This window comes from Ottowia pentelensis (assembly GCF_964341695.1).
Map to the genome: position 1 here is coordinate 2176317 of NZ_OZ224513.1, position 15177 is coordinate 2191493.

At 66.5% G+C, this 15177-nt stretch carries 13 protein-coding genes; 7 read left to right on the forward strand and 6 right to left on the reverse strand.

From position 1 onward, the window contains the following. Positions 1-51: 51 nt before the first annotated feature. From ACWHMB_RS10655 to ACWHMB_RS10670, 4 genes are all read left to right on the forward strand, one after another. Entirely contained in the window at positions 52-837 is a 786-nt protein-coding gene (locus tag ACWHMB_RS10655; RefSeq protein ID WP_377484323.1) for a DUF4062 domain-containing protein, read from the forward strand. Positions 838-918: 81 nt separating this feature from the next. Beyond that, a complete protein-coding gene (locus tag ACWHMB_RS10660; protein WP_377484320.1) occupies positions 919-1194 on the forward strand; it encodes a DUF1010 domain-containing protein in 276 nt (91 codons plus the stop codon). A gap of 20 nt (positions 1195-1214) precedes the next feature. Next, positions 1215-2123 (forward strand): hypothetical protein, encoded by a 909-nt coding sequence (locus ACWHMB_RS10665; protein ID WP_377484317.1) that lies wholly within the window; start codon positions 1215-1217, stop codon positions 2121-2123. 179 nt (positions 2124-2302) lie between these two features. After that, complete coding sequence (locus ACWHMB_RS10670) at positions 2303-2428, forward strand: DUF1010 domain-containing protein (protein WP_377542776.1); 126 nt, start codon at positions 2303-2305, stop codon at positions 2426-2428. 364 nt (positions 2429-2792) lie between these two features. Here ACWHMB_RS10670 and ACWHMB_RS10675 read toward each other — a convergent pair whose 3' ends face one another. Further along, positions 2793-3821, reverse strand: coding sequence for an NAD(P)-dependent alcohol dehydrogenase (locus tag ACWHMB_RS10675; RefSeq protein WP_377484312.1), 1029 nt, complete (start codon positions 3819-3821; stop codon positions 2793-2795). A 296-nt stretch (positions 3822-4117) separates the two neighbouring features. Here ACWHMB_RS10675 and ACWHMB_RS10680 point away from each other — a divergent pair, with 296 nt between their 5' ends. Both ACWHMB_RS10680 and ACWHMB_RS10685 read left to right on the forward strand, forming a co-directional pair. Then, positions 4118-5512, forward strand: coding sequence for a mercuric reductase (locus tag ACWHMB_RS10680; RefSeq protein WP_377484310.1), 1395 nt, complete (start codon positions 4118-4120; stop codon positions 5510-5512). 188 nt (positions 5513-5700) lie between these two features. Beyond that, positions 5701-5913: a hypothetical protein gene (locus ACWHMB_RS10685; RefSeq protein WP_377484308.1), complete on the forward strand. Its 213-nt coding sequence runs from the start codon at positions 5701-5703 to the stop codon at positions 5911-5913. 98 nt (positions 5914-6011) lie between these two features. Here ACWHMB_RS10685 and ACWHMB_RS10690 read toward each other — a convergent pair whose 3' ends face one another. The 3 genes from ACWHMB_RS10690 to ACWHMB_RS10700 all read right to left on the reverse strand — a co-directional run bounded on the left by ACWHMB_RS10690 (position 6012) and on the right by ACWHMB_RS10700 (position 10689). Continuing rightward, the gene (locus tag ACWHMB_RS10690; RefSeq protein WP_377484306.1) at positions 6012-8522 is read right to left on the reverse strand and encodes a Tex family protein; all 2511 of its coding nucleotides are present in this window, start codon (positions 8520-8522) and stop codon (positions 6012-6014) included. Positions 8523-8620: 98 nt separating this feature from the next. After that, a complete protein-coding gene (locus ACWHMB_RS10695; protein WP_293226752.1) occupies positions 8621-9868 on the reverse strand; it encodes a sensor histidine kinase in 1248 nt (415 codons plus the stop codon). A 44-nt stretch (positions 9869-9912) separates the two neighbouring features. Continuing rightward, positions 9913-10689 (reverse strand): LuxR C-terminal-related transcriptional regulator, encoded by a 777-nt coding sequence (locus ACWHMB_RS10700; protein ID WP_377484303.1) that lies wholly within the window; start codon positions 10687-10689, stop codon positions 9913-9915. 641 nt (positions 10690-11330) lie between these two features. Here ACWHMB_RS10700 and ACWHMB_RS10705 point away from each other — a divergent pair. After that, positions 11331-12380 (forward strand): hypothetical protein, encoded by a 1050-nt coding sequence (locus ACWHMB_RS10705; protein ID WP_447648530.1) that lies wholly within the window; start codon positions 11331-11333, stop codon positions 12378-12380. Positions 12381-12384: 4 nt separating this feature from the next. On the opposite strand, the gene ACWHMB_RS10710 is transcribed toward ACWHMB_RS10705, so the two are convergent. Together ACWHMB_RS10710 and ACWHMB_RS10715 are read right to left on the reverse strand one after the other, a co-directional pair. Beyond that, entirely contained in the window at positions 12385-13299 is a 915-nt protein-coding gene (locus tag ACWHMB_RS10710; protein ID WP_293226757.1) for an SDR family oxidoreductase, read from the reverse strand. A 225-nt stretch (positions 13300-13524) separates the two neighbouring features. Next, positions 13525-15165 (reverse strand): isovaleryl-CoA dehydrogenase, encoded by a 1641-nt coding sequence (locus ACWHMB_RS10715; RefSeq protein WP_447648531.1) that lies wholly within the window; start codon positions 15163-15165, stop codon positions 13525-13527. Positions 15166-15177: the final 12 nt, after the last annotated feature.

A 15177-nucleotide genomic window follows, 5' to 3' on the forward strand; every position in this document is an offset into this window, starting at 1 on the left:
ATCGACTTCGTTGCCCTGTGACTTGGTCGTCTAATCTTAGTTAGACATCACATGCCAGCAACCGTGTTCCTAAGCTCTACCTTCGTCGACCTTGAGCGCCATCGCGCTCTAGTCCGCGATGCAATAACCCGGCTGGAACACAACTCAAAGGCGATGGAGTTCTTTGGAGCATTGCCGGAAACACCAAAGGAAGAGTGTCTTCGCTTGGTTAGGTCAGCAAATGCCTATGTCGGTGTGTTTGGCATGCGGTACGGACACATAGACGAAACCTCCGGAAAGTCTCTCACTCAGCTCGAGTATGAGGAGGCACAGGCCATCCACCTACCGAGCCTCATCTACGTCATGGATGAGGAGAATCATCCCGTCCTGCCAAAGCATGTGGATACCGGCGTTTCCGCGGACAAGCTGCGTACCTTCAAGCAGCGGCTTAAGGCGCGTCATGTCGTCAACTTCTTCTCTTCCCCCGAGGACCTTGCCTCGCGGGTTACTCAAGACCTCGTGCGCCTCCTGGGCGCCATAGCTGCCACCCCAACCGCGCAGGTCCTCTCTCAACTTGCTGCAAACTCCATACGCCGATATCCGCTGACTCCGCCCCGATTTGAGTTCTTACGTTCAAAGGTGACGCACCTGTTTCCCCCTGAGGTTCCTGCCGTAATACTTAGAGAGGCGTTGGAGCTTCTTCTCGGCGGAGACAGGATGGCAGCCTCCTTTGTACTTAGCCGCGGGACCCCAATGTCACTCAACGAGGCAATTGATGGTCTTATGGGTGTCGACAAGTTCCTCGCAGAGATCCTCAACAGCTACAAGGGCACTCCAGCTGAGTCGGGTGATGTCTAACAATTCATTCAAGCCGAAGCCGCTTCGCGGCTCGGCTTAACTCAGGCGTTAGTCCCGCTGAAAATCCGCTTTATTTGGCCCATGGTTTATCAAACGGCATTCAGCTTCTCAAGCGCTTTTCAGTGCCTTGCGTGCCGTTGTTCCGGGCTTCGCCTGCGAGCCTTACGCCAGTTTTCAGCCTTTTTGGCCGCTGGCCATTGCACAGCAAGCGCGAGCAGCTATCATTTTTCATGCGCTGCGTCGCTTCGGTGGCGCAGTGTTTTTTCGCAGTTTGCGCCCGTCGTCACGCTGGGGTTACCCGTTTTGGCTTCTGGGTCTAACTGTTCATCCCAGCCGACCGCCTACGGCGGCGGCTGAACTCAGGGCATTAGGGAAAAATGATAGAAGCACTGTGGTACAAATTCGTGCAAACCTGGTTTCTAGGGCTTGTCGCAACTTTGTTGGGTCGCTTTATTGACAGAACTAATGTGCGTTTCCCTGAAAGCTGGAAGGCACGTTCCCTTATTTTCTTGCAGGTGTGGGGCGTCACATTTTTAGCTGTTCTGTCGTTTGGCTACGCTGGCTACCTTCTAAATTTTCAGGAGCACACACAAGCCGGAATCGCAGAGTTTTTCCTTCCATTGTGCGTGGGGTCATATTTTTGCAGACAAGCCTTGAAAAATCGGATATCTGTAAACAGTCGTTTCGGTAATGATCAAATCCCAACATTTCAGTCAAGCCGACCGCCTACGGCGGCGGCTTACCTTGGCCGTTGGGCAACACAAGCAATATCTCAAAAGGGGGTTCTGATGTGGCCATTCAATCGAAAAGCTCAGGAACTGCCAGATGTGCATGTTCGGAGCTGGAACCTTATGCACTTCGCTACCGATCCAGACCGCAACTGGGACTTCGCAAGTAATTTCAGGAAAACGGCAATTCCTGGAAGCGTCCTCACCTGCGAAACGACATTCATCATGGGCAGCGTTGCGAGAGGGATCATTCGAGAGCGGGTTAACCCATCTCTGGTGGAAACATGCATTGCATCTGCGGAAAAGGTTTTCCACCAGTCGTTCGAGGAAGATTCAAAGGCCCCGTTACCCGACGAGATGCAAGAGATATACGGGCCTCAGAAATTGAATTTGGTCGCTTCCAATGCCCTTGAGCAGTACGCGGAAGATGACGATCAGCTTTATCTAACCGTTTCAAGGTTTGTTTCACGCATCAAAGGTGACCCACGAATGAAACACGAAATACTACCATTGTTTGAAGAACGTCGAAAAGTGCTCATTGAAGCATTTGGTGAGTAGCCAGTGGTGTCACCCAACCCATTATTCCAGCGGACCGCCAAAAGCTGCGCTTTTGTCGCCCGCTTTATGCAAGCCCGCATTTATTCCAGCGTTTCGTTTTTCTCCAAGGTTTCTCCTTGGGGGTTTTGCCGTTGCGCCGGGCTTTGCCGGCATGCACCGCGCCAGTTTCAAGCTATTTTTTGGCCGCCAGCCCTTGCGCAGCAAGCGCCACCAGCTATCACTCTTGCAGCGCTGTGCCGCTTCCGTGGCGCAGCACTTTTCCGTGGGCCGAGCCCGTCTTCAAGTCAGGTTCGCCGGGCGACTAGCCGGACGCTTGAAGCCGTCGAGTATTCGCCAAGCTCCAAAATTCGGGTGCCCTGATGTCCAGCGCCGCTGAGCGCTCGGCGCAGAGCCCGTCCTCATCCAGTGCATTCCGGCCCTTCGTTGCGCCCGAGGTGCTGCAGCAGGCGACGCCTGCTTTCCGCGCACGGGTTGGTTCCAGCGGTGTGTTCCGCCGAGGAACGCGGCGCCGCCCAAGACCGAATGCACCGAGGCACGTAGACTCGATCGACGAGTAGCGGCGCTGGATCGGTGGCTCGCGCCTCAACATCAATTGCCGGCCCGGCGTGCAAGCATGGATGGGCCGTGGCTTCGGTCTGATTGTTTTCAGAGTGCCGGGGCGGGGGCGCGTCAGGGCCGCAGCACCGCCCGGCCGCGGATGCGCCCTTCGCGCAGCCGCTGGTACACCTGCGGCGCCTGCTCCAGCGGGAAGCTTTCGACTTCGGCGTGGATGCGCCCGGCCTCGGCCAGGGCGATGACTTCCATCAGCTCGGCGCGCGTGCCCCAGTAGGGCACGCTGACTTCGCAGCCGTAGGGCGGCCGGTTGGCACCGTAGTGCAGCACGCCGCCACCCAGGCCGACGATGGTCAGGCGGCTGGCGCGGCCGACGATGCGCGCGCACAGATCGACCGTGGCTTGCGCACCGACGAAGTCCAGCGCCACCGCGGCGCCGCGCTCGCCCACCAGGGCGGCGATGGCCTCGCGCGCGGCCTTGACGTCGCGCGTGTTCACGGTGTGGTGGGCGCCCAGCTGCGCGGCGTGTGCCAGCTTGGCGTCGTCGATGTCGCAGGCAATGAGTTGCGCCGGGGTGAGCGCCCGCAGGATCTGCACCGCCATGTGGCCCAGCCCGCCGATGCCGACCACCACCACGCTGGCATCGGGCGTGAGCCAGGGCAGCGCGGCCTTGATGGCGTGGTAGGGCGTGAGGGCGGCGTCGGACAGCGGCGCGGCCTGCACCGGGTCGAGCGTGCCCAGCGGCACCAGCAGGCGCGGCGAGGGCACGATCATGTATTCGGCCATGCCGCCATCGGCGCCCAGGCCGCCGCCCATCGCGGGCAGGCTGGCGTGGTGCTGGCAATAGTTTTCGGCCGAGCGCTGGCAGGCATGGCAGTGGCCGCAGCCCCAGGGGCCGTAGACGGCCACCGCGTCGCCCTCCTTGTAGCCCACCACGCCCTGACCCAGCGCGGCGATGTGGCCGGCGTTCTCGTGGCCCAGGGTGAAGGGGTGGGCGAAGCCGCCGTGGTCGAGCACGTGCAGGTCGGAATGGCACACGCCGGCGCCGGCCACGCGCAGCAGCACCTGGCCGGGGCCGGGCGTGGGCTGTGGCACATCGACGATCTCCGGCGGCTGGCCCGCCTGGATGTAGCGAACGGCTTTCATCGAATGCTCCTGTTTTTGTATCAATCGACGCAGAAAGGACGCTGGATGAAGACGCATTGTGAGATCGAGTGCGTGCGCGGCGAGTCCGGTGAGTGACAGGCGCCGCAGCGCTCACCTCCATCCGTTCCCGGCGGGAATGGGGTCAGATCAACATTTCCCTCCCCTCGTGTCTCTGAAATCGCGACGAACGCGTGACCGCCGCCGAACGAGAAGAGCGCGCCGCCCAAGACCGAATGCACCGAGGCGCGTAGACTCGTTCGACGAGTGCCGGCAGTCGCACGGCCATGGAGTTCAGCATGACGCAACCCGAAGTCTTCGACGCGCTTGTCCTCGGCAGCGGCGAAGGCGGCAAATACCTGGCCTGGCACCTGGCGCGCAGCGGGCAGCGCACGGCGGTGGTGGAGCGCCGCTGGATCGGCGGCTCGTGCCCCAACATCAACTGCCTGCCCAGCAAGAACGAGATCTGGAGCGCCAAGGTGGCCGACCTGGCCCGGCACGCCAGCCGCTTCGGCACGCAGACCGGGCCGGTGACGGTGGACATGGCGCAAGTGCGCCAGCGCAAGCGCGAGATGGTCGACGGCCTGATCACCATGCACCTGGGCAATTACAAGGCCAGCGGCGCCGAGTTGATCATGGGCGCGGGGCGCTTCACCGCGCCCAAAACGCTGGACGTGCGCCTGAACGACGGCGGCACGCGCACGCTGACCGCCAATCGGGTGTTTCTCAACGTCGGCACGCACGCGGCGATCCCGGATGTGCCGGGCCTGGCGGCGGCAGCGCCGATGACCAACATCGAGGCGCTGGAGCTGGACCGCGCGCCGCGCCACCTCATCGTGCTGGGCGGTGGCTACGTCGGGCTGGAGCTGGCCCAGGCGTACCGGCGCTTCGGCAGCGCGGTCACGGTGATCGAGCACGGGCCGCAGCTGGCGGCGCGCGAAGACCCGGACGTGGGCGCCGAGCTGCTGCAGATCTTCAGCGACGCCGGCATCGAGCTGGTGCTGTCGGCCGAAACGCTGCGCGTCGAAGGCCGATCGGGCGATGCCGTCCGGCTGCAGCTGCGCACGCCGTCGGGTGAGCGCGCCATCGAAGGCAGCGACATCCTGGTGGCGGCCGGGCGCACGCCCAACACAGCCGGCATCGGCCTCGAGCTGGCCGGTGTCGAGCTGGGCGCGCGGGGTTACATCCAGGTCAACGAGCGGCTGGAGACCAGCGCGCCGGGCGTGTGGGCGATCGGCGAATGCGCCGGCAGCCCGCAGTTCACGCACGCGTCCTTCGACGATTTCCGCGTCATCCGCGACAACCTGGCGGGCGGGCAGCGCTCCACGCGCGGCCGGCTGGTGCCCTACTGCATGTTCACCGACCCGCCGCTGGCGCGCGTGGGCCTGAGCGAGCGCGAGGCGCAGCAGCAAGGCATCGCCGTGCGCGTGGCCAAGCTGCCGATGCGCGGCGTGCTGCGCACGCGCACCATCGGCGAGCAGCAGGGCTTCATGAAGGCGCTGATCGGCGCCGACGAGCGCATCGTCGGCTTCATGATGTTGGGCCCCGAAGCGGGCGAGGTCGTGGCGGCGGTGCAGATGACGATGCTGGCCGGCCTGCCCTATCAAAAGCTGCGTGACGCCATCCTGGTGCACCCGACGATGGGCGAAGGGCTCGGCCCGCTGCTCACCAACGTGCCGGCCAAGGGCGCGTGAGGATAAATGGGGTCGGATGAACATTTTGCCGGGCACACAGCCCGCGCATCTGCTTACCCCTTCGCCGTCACGGGTGGAACCTTGTCGTCACAGGGCGTTCACACAGGGAGCGCACCCTTGCGGTTCGCTCCGCCCGCTGCGCCCACGCATCGCCGCGGCCTTTCAGCCGATGCATGAAGGAGACCCCCATGCACCTGCTCTTGACCCGATTCACCGTCCGCTGGCTGGCCCTGATGTCCGGCGCGGCCCACGCCACGACGGCGCTGCGCGCCCTGTCACGACACGCACCCGAAGCCGAACCGGACGAAGACTTGGCGCCCCGGACGCCCGACCCCAGCACGCGCCGCCGCGCTGTGCCCGCCGTGACCCAGCGCACCAGGCGCTCGCCCAAGCCGGCCTGAAGACACGTGGGCTTGCCGCGACTTCGGCCGTTCGAGAAGCTGCACGAAAAACTATTTAATCGATAGCTGACCGCGCTTGATCGGCGCCGGTCACAGCCTCATTTGGCTTGCAAACCCTTGAGCTTCTCGAAGGCCGACGCCATGGCGGTGGCGCCCTGCGGCTGCGCGGCGCCACGCGCGCCCTGCCCGCCCGCGAAGCCGCCGCGCCCGCGCGTGTCGCGGCCGGCGTGCTCGAAGCGGTTCTCGCGCGGGCCGTCGCGGCGCGGCGACGGCGCGTCCAGCTTCATCGTCAGGCCGATGCGCCCGCGCGGCACGTCGACTTCCAGCACCTTGACCTTGACGATCTGGCCGGTCTTGACGACCTCGCGCGCGTCGCCGACGAAGCGCTTGGCCAGCTGGCTGACGTGCACCAGGCCGTCCTGGTGCACGCCCAGGTCGACGAAGGCGCCGAACTGGGCCACGTTGCTGACGGTGCCCTCCAGCACCATGCCCTCGCGCAGGTCGCCGATCGACTCCACCCCGTCGTTGAAGCGCGCGACCTGAAAGTCGCCGCGCGGGTCGCGCCCGGGCTTTTCCAGCTCGGCCAGGATGTCGCGCACGGTGACGGCGCCGAACTGCGGCGTGGCGAAGGCCTCGGGCTTGAGCGCCTTGATCTGCTCGGCGCGGCCCATCAGCTGGTCGACCGGCTTGCCGGTCTTGACGATGATCTGCTCGACCACGGCGTAGGTTTCGGGGTGCACGCCGGTCATGTCCAGCGGGTTGTCGCCGCCGCGGATGCGCAGAAAGCCCGCACTTTGCTCGAAGCTCTTGGGCCCCAGGCCGCTGACCTGCAGCAGCTGCTGGCGGTTGGTGAAGGCGCCGTGCTGCTCGCGCCAGCGCACCACCGCCTTGGCCACCGTGCCCGACAGGCCCGACACGCGCGCCAGCAGCGGGCTGCTGGCGGTGTTCAGGTCCACGCCCACGCCGTTGACGCAGTCCTCGACCACGGCGTCCAGCGTGCGCGCCAGCTCGCTCTGGTTGACGTCGTGCTGGTACTGGCCGACGCCGATGCTCTTGGGGTCGATCTTCACCAGCTCGGCCAGCGGGTCTTGCAGGCGGCGTGCGATGCTGGCGGCGCCGCGCAGGCTGACGTCGACGTCGGGCAGCTCGGCGCTGGCGAATTCGCTGGCCGAGTAGACCGAGGCGCCGGCCTCGCTGACAACTATCTTTTGTATAGCTGCTTGCGCTTGACTGGCGGGCGCTGCAGCCTCATTTTGCATCAATTTGATGAGATCGCCCGCCAGCTTGTCGGTTTCGCGGCTGGCGGTGCCGTTGCCGATGGCGATCAGCTGCACGCCGTGCTGGGCGACCAGCCGGCCGAGGGTGTGCAGGGCGCCGTCCCAGTCGCGGCGCGGCTCGTGCGGGTAGACGGTGGCGGTGTCGAGCAGCTTGCCGGTGGCGTCGACCACGGCCACCTTGACGCCGGTGCGGATGCCGGGGTCCAGCCCCATCACCACCTTCTGGCCGGCGGGCGCGGCCAGCAGCACGTCGCGCAGGTTGTCGGCGAAGACCTTGATGGCCACCTTCTCGGCCTCGTCGCGCAGGCGCGCGAACAGGTCGCGCTCGGTGCTCAGGCTGAGCTTGACGCGCCAGGTCCAGGACACGCACTTGCGCAGCAGGTCGTCGGCCGGGCGGCCGCCGTGCGACCAGCCCAAGTGCAGGGCGATGCGGCCTTCGGCGAGGCTGGGGCTCGTGGTCCTGATTCCGGCCGTACCCTCACCCCTGCCCTCTCCCGCGTGCGGGAGAGGGAGTGCATGCGCGGCGCTTCGGCTGTTGGCTCCCTCGCCCCTTTGGGGAGAGGGTTGGGGTGAGGGGCTGGCTGCCTCCGGCAACACCAGCTTGGCCTCCAGCATGCCCAGCTGCCGCCCCCGAAACACCGCCAGCGCGCGGTGGCTGGGCACGCGGCCGATGGGCTCGTCGTAGTCGTGGTAGTCGCGAAACTTGGCGACCTCGGCATCGTTCTCGTTCTTGCCCGCCGCCAGCTTGCTTTGCAGCAGGCCCTCGGCCCACAGCCATTCGCGCAGGCTTTGCACCAGCGCCGCATCTTCGGCCCAGCGCTCGCTCAGGATGTCGCGCACGCCGTCGAGCACGGCCGTGGTGGTCGTGAAGTCCTCGCCGCCCTCGCCCTTCTCGGGCTTGACGAAGGCCTGGGCCTCGGCCTGCGGGTCGAGCGTGGGGTCGGCCCACAGCCGGTCGGCCAGCGGCTCGATGCCGAATTCGCGCGCGATCTGGCCCTTGGTGCGGCGCCGGGGCTTGTAGGGCAGGTACAGGTCTTCCAGCTCCTGCTTGGTGGGCGCGGCGTCGATGGCGGCGCGCAGCGCGGGCGTCAGCTTGCCCTGCTCGTCAATGCTTTTCAGCACCGCGGCGCGGCGCTCGTGCAGTTCGCGCAGGTAGGCCAGGCGCGCGTCCAGCTCGCGCAGCTGCACGTCGTCCAGGCCGCCCGTGGCCTCCTTGCGGTAGCGGGCGATGAAAGGCACCGTGGCGCCGCCGTCGATGAGCTCGATGGCGGACTGGACCTGGGCTTCGCGCACCTTGAGTTCGGACGCGATCTGGGAGGCGATGGAGAGCATGACAACCGGGCTTGCCCGCGCGGCGAAAGGCCGAGGCGCGGGCCAAAAAGCCGCTGAGTTTGCCACAGCGCCCGACGCGCGCGGCCCGGCGGCGTCGGTCAGGACTCCTCGGTTTCGAGGCTCATCAGCGGCACCAGCATGCGCAGGCGGGTGCCGCGGTGCGGGGCGGACTCGATCAGCAGCTGCCCGCCCAGCTGGTGCGCGCGCGCGCGCATGCCGCGCAGGCCCTTGCCGCAGGGGCGCTGCCCGGTGGGCGCATCCGCGGGCTCGGGCAGGCCGACGCCGTTGTCGTTGATCTCCAGCATCAGCGCCTGCCGGGTCTTGCTGACACAGCAGGTGATGGACACCTGGTCGGCGCCGGAATGGCGCAGCACGTTGGCCAGTGCCTCCTGCGTCAGGTGCAGCACCTGGCGGGCGGTGTCGCCGGTCACGCGCTCCAGCTCCTCGTCATCGGCCACGGCCCAGTGCAGGCGGATGTGCGCGGCGCTCAGCAGCGGCTCGATGCGATAGCGCAGGCTGGCCAGCAGGCTGAGCACGGTCGCGTCCTCGTCCATGCCGTCCACCAGCAGCTTCAGCTCGACCAGGCACTCCTGCAGCAGCGCGGCGGTCGAGCGCTCCTTGGCTGTGCCGGCGCCCAGTGCGGAGATGATGGTGGTCAGTTGCGAGCCCACGCCGTCATGCAAATCCTGCGCCAGGCGCTGGCGGTCCAGTGCCGGTGCAGCGGGGCCCGGCGGCGCGAACGCGCGGACGCGCCGCGTGCAGGCCAGCCACAGCGCCAGCAGTATCAGCAGCAGCAGCACCTGCGACCAGGACGCCGACAGCACCCCGTCCTTGGCCACCTGAAAATCCCCCACCATCACGTTCAGGCTGGCCAGCGCCGCCACCATCGCCATCCAGACCGGCGCGCTCGCGCGGCGCGCCACCAGCGCATAGACCATCGACATCAGCAACACGGTCGCACACAGCAGGTTGAACAAGGCCCAGGCCGGCATCGGCCCCAGCGGCGCGGGCGCACGCACGATCAAGGCCAGGCCCAGCACCGCCTGCGCCCCCACGATCAGCTGCTGCGGCGGGCGCCAGCCACGGGCCGTCAACAGCAAAAAGACGATCACGCCCAGCGTCATCAGCTGGTAAGCCAGCTGCGTCAGCGGGCGCCTTGTCGACGGGCCGATCCAGCCGTAGGCGGCAGCCAAGTCCAGCACGGCCAGCGCGGCAAACGCCAGCGCGGTGACGCCGAACACGATATCCAGCCGCCGACGGCGGTGCACCCCACGCGCCAGCGCATAACCCGCCAGGGCCAGCGAGGACAGCATGGCCACCCAAGGCAGCAGCAGGGAAAAGTCCATGGCGTTGGCGCCTTTCGCGCCCAGGGCCGGCGGCCCCGGGGCCTTCAGGACAGCAGGCCGAACTGCGACGCCCGGGTGGCTGCCTGCGCCCGCGTGCGCACCTGCAGCTTGCGGTAGATGTTCTTGATGTGCGTGTTCACGGTTTGCGCGCTGATCGACAGGTCGCGCCCGATCTCGCAGCTGGTGTGGCCGCTGGCCACCAGGCGCAGGATCTCGCGCTCGCGCTCGGACAGGCGCTCGGCGCTGGGGGCATGCCGGCTGGCCGCGCCGGCCCCCAGCGCACCTTCGCCGTGCGCGCCCAAACGGCGCAGCAGGCGCCGCGCCAGATTGGGCGTGACGGTGGCGCCACCATTGACCACGTGCAGCACCGCCTGCGCGAAGTTGCCGAACCAGGAGCCCTTGACCAGATAGCCGGTGGCGCCCAGCTCGAAGGCATGAATGGCGTGCTCTTCGTCTTCCATCGCCGACACCACCACCGCCTCGGCCACCGGATGGGCGCTCTTCATGTATTCGATCAGCTCGAAACCGGTGCCGTCGCCCAGGTTCAGGTCCACCAGCATGACGTCGAAGTCGTACCGGGCCACCATGTGCCGCCCCTCGCGCAACGAGTTGGCCTGCGCCACCAGGTCGATGCGGGCATCGGCCAGCAGTTCTTGCGCGATCACCCGGCACATGTGGGGGTCGTCGTCGATCATCACCACCCGAACAGGGTGATCGGGCTGGCCGCGCAAGAAGGGCGGCCAGGTGGTGGCCTCCGTGGCCATGGTGCTGGCGATGCCACCGAGTTCTCTCGAACCCAACCAATCCGTGGTGGTGTTCATGTCTTTCTCCCTACAACCCGCAGGTTGTGACACTTGTAACCCATCCCTCCGAGTCAGCGTTCTCTACCGCGCTGTGCAAGGGGAAAACCTTGGGGATTTTCGCCGCAGAGTCGCGTGTTTGCACTCAGGAAACAGAAAGTGTGCAACCAAATCAAATAACATTTTCACGATGTGTGTATGTTCTTGCAATAGATACAACTAGAAACTACCCAGTTCACAGATGCTCACTGCTCTGCATTCCGAAGCGCCGGTTTCAACAACAACCTGCACCGCGCCCCCTTTTTACGCCGGCTTCGGCGGGTCGGCGTACCGCAGGCGGTGTATCTCAACATGGCGATTGGCATAGACCATCGCGACGCCCACACTGAGTCTTGACAAAGCCGAAAACGCGCATGACGTCCCACTCGGCTCGAAGCGTGGACGGCCCGCGTCGAGGCACGATCAAGAGATCCAGCCCCGTCGACCGGATCCCGTTTCGTTCGGCATCTTTGGAGGACCTGGTCATCAAACCGCTTGCCTTCGTCGCCTTGGGTGCGGCACAGCAAGGGTCCGCAGCCCGTGGCCTCGGCCCGCGGCCTGCGACATCGCCGTGGCCCCAAGCGGCTTCGTTGCGCAGCGCGCCGGCCGTATTGCCGATCGCCGTGATCGCCTTGGCGACCCAGTTCGTGCCGGCTTTGGGGCGGGCAACGCCAGTGGAGTCCCTGCCGTCCACCGTGCAAGCGTTGGCGCCGCGCGGTGCACAGTCGACGGAGGTTGCGCGTCAACTGGAGCGCCTGAAGCTGCAGGCCGAGGAATCGAAAAGCTTTGGCAGCACGCCTGCTTCGGCACGGGCGGCGTGGGAACTGGGCTTGATCTATCTGCATGGCGCGGGCGTGCGGCGCGACGCGGCGCTGGCGCTGCTGTGGTTTCAGCGCGCGGCGCGGTTGGGCCGCGAGCCCTGGGCCTACGCTGGCCTGGCGTGGTGCGCCATCGATGGCTGCGTGGGTCCGCCCCGGGTCGACGAGGCGAAGCGCAACATCGCCCTGCTGCGCCGCCAGCACCCGGTGCGGGCAGACTATCTGGCCTGGGTGCTGGCCTCGCGCGAGGCACCGGCGCAGCTGGCCAGCAACCGCCTGGGCCAGGCGCTGGCGCCTGGCGTGCCCGACCTGGCCCTGCTGCAGCAGACGGCGGCGGCGTGCGACGTGCAGGCCAATCTGGAGCTGGGCATCATGGCGGCGGACGAGCAACGAAGCGCCGAGGCGCTGCGCTTCTTCGAGCGCGCAAGTTCCCGGTCGCGCGCGGCCGAAACCAACCTGCAGATCCTCAAGAACGACCGCGGCGCGCCGGAGCGCTCGACCGGCCCCTCGCCCACCCCCAACGCCGACGCGCAGGCGGCCTTGGCCAAGGCACAGGGCTATCACCGCCGGCCGGGCACGCAGGCCAATTTTGCCGAGGCGATCCACTACTACCAACTGGCGGCCAGCCGCGGCAGCCAGCAAGCCAGGCACATGCTGGAGTTGATCGACTCTCGTCCACTGCCGGACGGCAAGATCAACATCCGCTGGATGGAGCAACTGGCCTACGTGGACCCGCTGGCCAACATCGCACCCCTGCCGGCCCAAAACACGCAAATGATGCAGCGCGACCCCACGCCGCTGTTCGACCTGATGCCGGCCTTCTGGCGGCGGCAGCTGACGCAGGTCGAGCGCTGAGCGTTTACCCGCCGCGCAACTGCTGGCGCAGGCGCGCGCCGATCTCGGGGGTTTCCAGAAACGGATCGGCCGGGTTCTGCATGGCCACGATGTTCTGCATGCGATGCGTGACGTTGCCCAGCGCCTTGGGGCTTTCGTGGCTGAAGACGTAGAACTGGTTGGCCGTGATGGCCTTGAAGACCTTGTGCGCCACCTCGGCGGCGGTGATCTTGCCGCTGGTGACGGCCTTTTCGGTCATGGCCTGACCGATCTGCTGGCTCTTGGTCAAGGCCTGGGATGCCGCGCCGTCCTGCGGCCGGTTGCGCTCGCTGTGGCTGATGCCGGTGGGCACGAAGTAGGGGCACAGCAGGCTGGCGCCGACCTGGTCGGTAACCAGGCGCAGGTCCTGGTACATCGTTTCGGTCAGACTCACCACGGCGGCCTTGGCGGCGTTGTATATGCCCATGTTGGGCGGCGTCAGCAGGCCGGCCATGCTGGCGGTGTTGGTGACGTGGCCGCGATACGCGGGGTCTTGCGCGGCGGCCTCCAGCATCATGGGCACGAACAGGCGCACGCCGTGGATCACGCCCCACAGGTCCACGCCCAGCACCCAGTTCCAGTCGGCGACGGTGTTTTCCCACACCAGGCCGCCCGCGCCCACGCCGGCGTTGTTGAACACGAAGTGCGGCGCGCCGAAGCGTGCTTTCACGTCAGCCGCCAGCGCCTCCATTTGTGTCGCATCGGACACGTCGACCCGACGCGCCATGACCTGGACGCCGGCGGCCTTCATCTCGGCCTCGGCCTGGTCCAGCGCATCGGGCTGCACGTCGACCAGCACCAGGTTCATGCCGCGCGCGGCGCCGATGCGCGCGCATTCCAGCCCGAAGCCCGAGCCGGCGCCGGTCAGCACGGCGGTCTTGCCTTGGAAGTCTTGAATCATGGCGTGGTCTTTTTAGGGAATGAAAGGCTTGAACAGCCGGACGCAGAGGACGCAAAAAAATCGCAGAGGACGCAAAAAATACCCATTAAATTACTATTACAAATATAGCTTGTCACGCTGACTGCATGCGGGTTACAGCCAAATTTCATCAAAATTTCTTGTTCTCTTTTGCGCCCTCTGCGAATCCTTTGCGTCCTCTGCGTTCGGTATCCCGGTATTCATATATCAGGGCATCGCGCGCTTCACGATGGCGTCCATGTTGGCGCTGGCCGACAGCGTGCCGAAGGCCTGACCCCAGTCGCCGCCCAGGCGCGAGGCGCAGAAGGCATCCGTCACCGCGGCCGGCGCGGTTTGCGCCAGCAGCGCGCCCTGCAGGGCCAGCGCCACGTCCTGCGCCAGGCGGCGCGCCTCGGTCTCGTTGGCCAAGGCGTCGATGCGGGTGGGCAGCGCATCGATCATGCGGTCGAGCGCGGCGTGCGCGCCGCGCGCGGGGGCCAACTCGGCCTGCAGCGCGCCGGCCACGTCGCCCTTGCGCAGGGCGCGCAGCAGGTCGATGGCCATGATGTTGCCGGCGCCCTCCCAGATCGAGTTGACCGGCATTTCGCGGTAGATGCGCGCCTGGATGCCGTGGCCGTCCTCTTCGACGTAGCCGTTGCCGCCCATGCATTCCATGGCTTCTTCGCTGAAGTGGCTGCCGCGCTTGCAGATCCAGAACTTGGCCACGGGCGTGAGCACGCGGGCGATCAGGCGCTCGTGCGCGTCGTCGTGGCGCTCGAAGGCGCGCGCCAGGCGCAGCGCCAGCGCGGTGGCGGCTTCGCTCTCCAGCGCCAGGTCGGCCAGCACGTTCTTCATCAGCGGCTGCTCGATCAGGAACTTGCCGAAGGCCTTGCGCTGGCGCGTGTGGTGGATGGCGATGGCAAGCGCCTGGCGCATCAGCGCGCTGGTGCCCAGGCTGCAGTCCAGCCGCGTGCGCGTGCCCATCTCCAGGATTTGCGGCACGCCGCGGCCCTCGTCGCCCACGCGCCAGGCCAGGGCGTCCTGAAACTCGACCTCGGAGCTGGCGTTGGCCTTGTTGCCCAGCTTGTCCTTCAGGCGCTGGATGCGCAGGCCGTTGCGGCTGCCATCCGGCAATACGCGCGGCAAAAAGAAGCAGGTCAGACCGTCGGCCGCCTGCGCCAGCACCAGAAAGGCGTCGCACATGGGCGCCGAGAAAAACCACTTGTGACCGGTGATGCGATAGCGCTCGCCCCAGGCGTCGCGCCCATCGGGCACGGCCTGACTGGTGTTGGCGCGCACGTCCGAGCCGCCCTGCTTCTCGGTCATGCCCATGCCCATGGTCACGCCGGGCTTGTCCTTGTAGACCTTCAGCGCCGGGTCATAGGCGCGGCTGGTCAGCCTGGGGCCCCAGTCGGCATAGACGGCGGCGTTCTCTTGCAGCGCCGGGGTGACGGCGTAGGTCATCGAGATGGGGCACAGGATGGAGGGCTCCAGCTCGGTGAACAGCATGAAGCTGACGGCGCGCAGCACATGCGGATTGCTGCCGGCGCCCGACCAGGGTGTGCCATGCAGGCCGGCCGCCGTGGCCGCGCCCATCAGCGCGTGGTAGCTGGGGTGAAACTCCACCTCGTCGATGCGGTGGCCGTAAGGGTCGAAGCTGCGCAGCTCGGGCGTGTGCACGTTGGCCAGGCGCGCGTGGTTCTGCATCTCGGCCGAGCCGGCCAGGCGGCCCAGCTCGCGCAGCGCGCCGGTGTCCAAGCCGGGTGCGTTGAACCTGACCGCATCTTGCAGCGGCTGGTTGATGTCGAACAGGTTGACGTCGGCCAGCGGCAGCGGCTGGTTGAAGACTTCGTGCGTGGCGTGGGTCATGTCGGCTCTCCT

Coding starts and splice junctions, on each gene's coding strand:
- ACWHMB_RS10690 (WP_377484306.1), bottom strand. CDS start 8,522: ATGCTCTCCATCGCCTCCCAGATCGCGTCCGAACTCAAGGTGCGCGAA.
- ACWHMB_RS10665 (WP_377484317.1), top strand. CDS start 1,215: ATGATAGAAGCACTGTGGTACAAATTCGTGCAAACCTGGTTTCTAGGG.
- ACWHMB_RS10685 (WP_377484308.1), top strand. CDS start 5,701: ATGCACCTGCTCTTGACCCGATTCACCGTCCGCTGGCTGGCCCTGATG.
- ACWHMB_RS10715 (WP_447648531.1), bottom strand. CDS start 15,165: ATGACCCACGCCACGCACGAAGTCTTCAACCAGCCGCTGCCGCTGGCC.
- ACWHMB_RS10680 (WP_377484310.1), top strand. CDS start 4,118: ATGACGCAACCCGAAGTCTTCGACGCGCTTGTCCTCGGCAGCGGCGAA.
- ACWHMB_RS10675 (WP_377484312.1), bottom strand. CDS start 3,821: ATGAAAGCCGTTCGCTACATCCAGGCGGGCCAGCCGCCGGAGATCGTC.
- ACWHMB_RS10660 (WP_377484320.1), top strand. CDS start 919: ATGGTTTATCAAACGGCATTCAGCTTCTCAAGCGCTTTTCAGTGCCTT.
- ACWHMB_RS10655 (WP_377484323.1), top strand. CDS start 52: ATGCCAGCAACCGTGTTCCTAAGCTCTACCTTCGTCGACCTTGAGCGC.
- ACWHMB_RS10695 (WP_293226752.1), bottom strand. CDS start 9,868: ATGGACTTTTCCCTGCTGCTGCCTTGGGTGGCCATGCTGTCCTCGCTG.
- ACWHMB_RS10710 (WP_293226757.1), bottom strand. CDS start 13,299: ATGATTCAAGACTTCCAAGGCAAGACCGCCGTGCTGACCGGCGCCGGC.
- ACWHMB_RS10700 (WP_377484303.1), bottom strand. CDS start 10,689: ATGAACACCACCACGGATTGGTTGGGTTCGAGAGAACTCGGTGGCATC.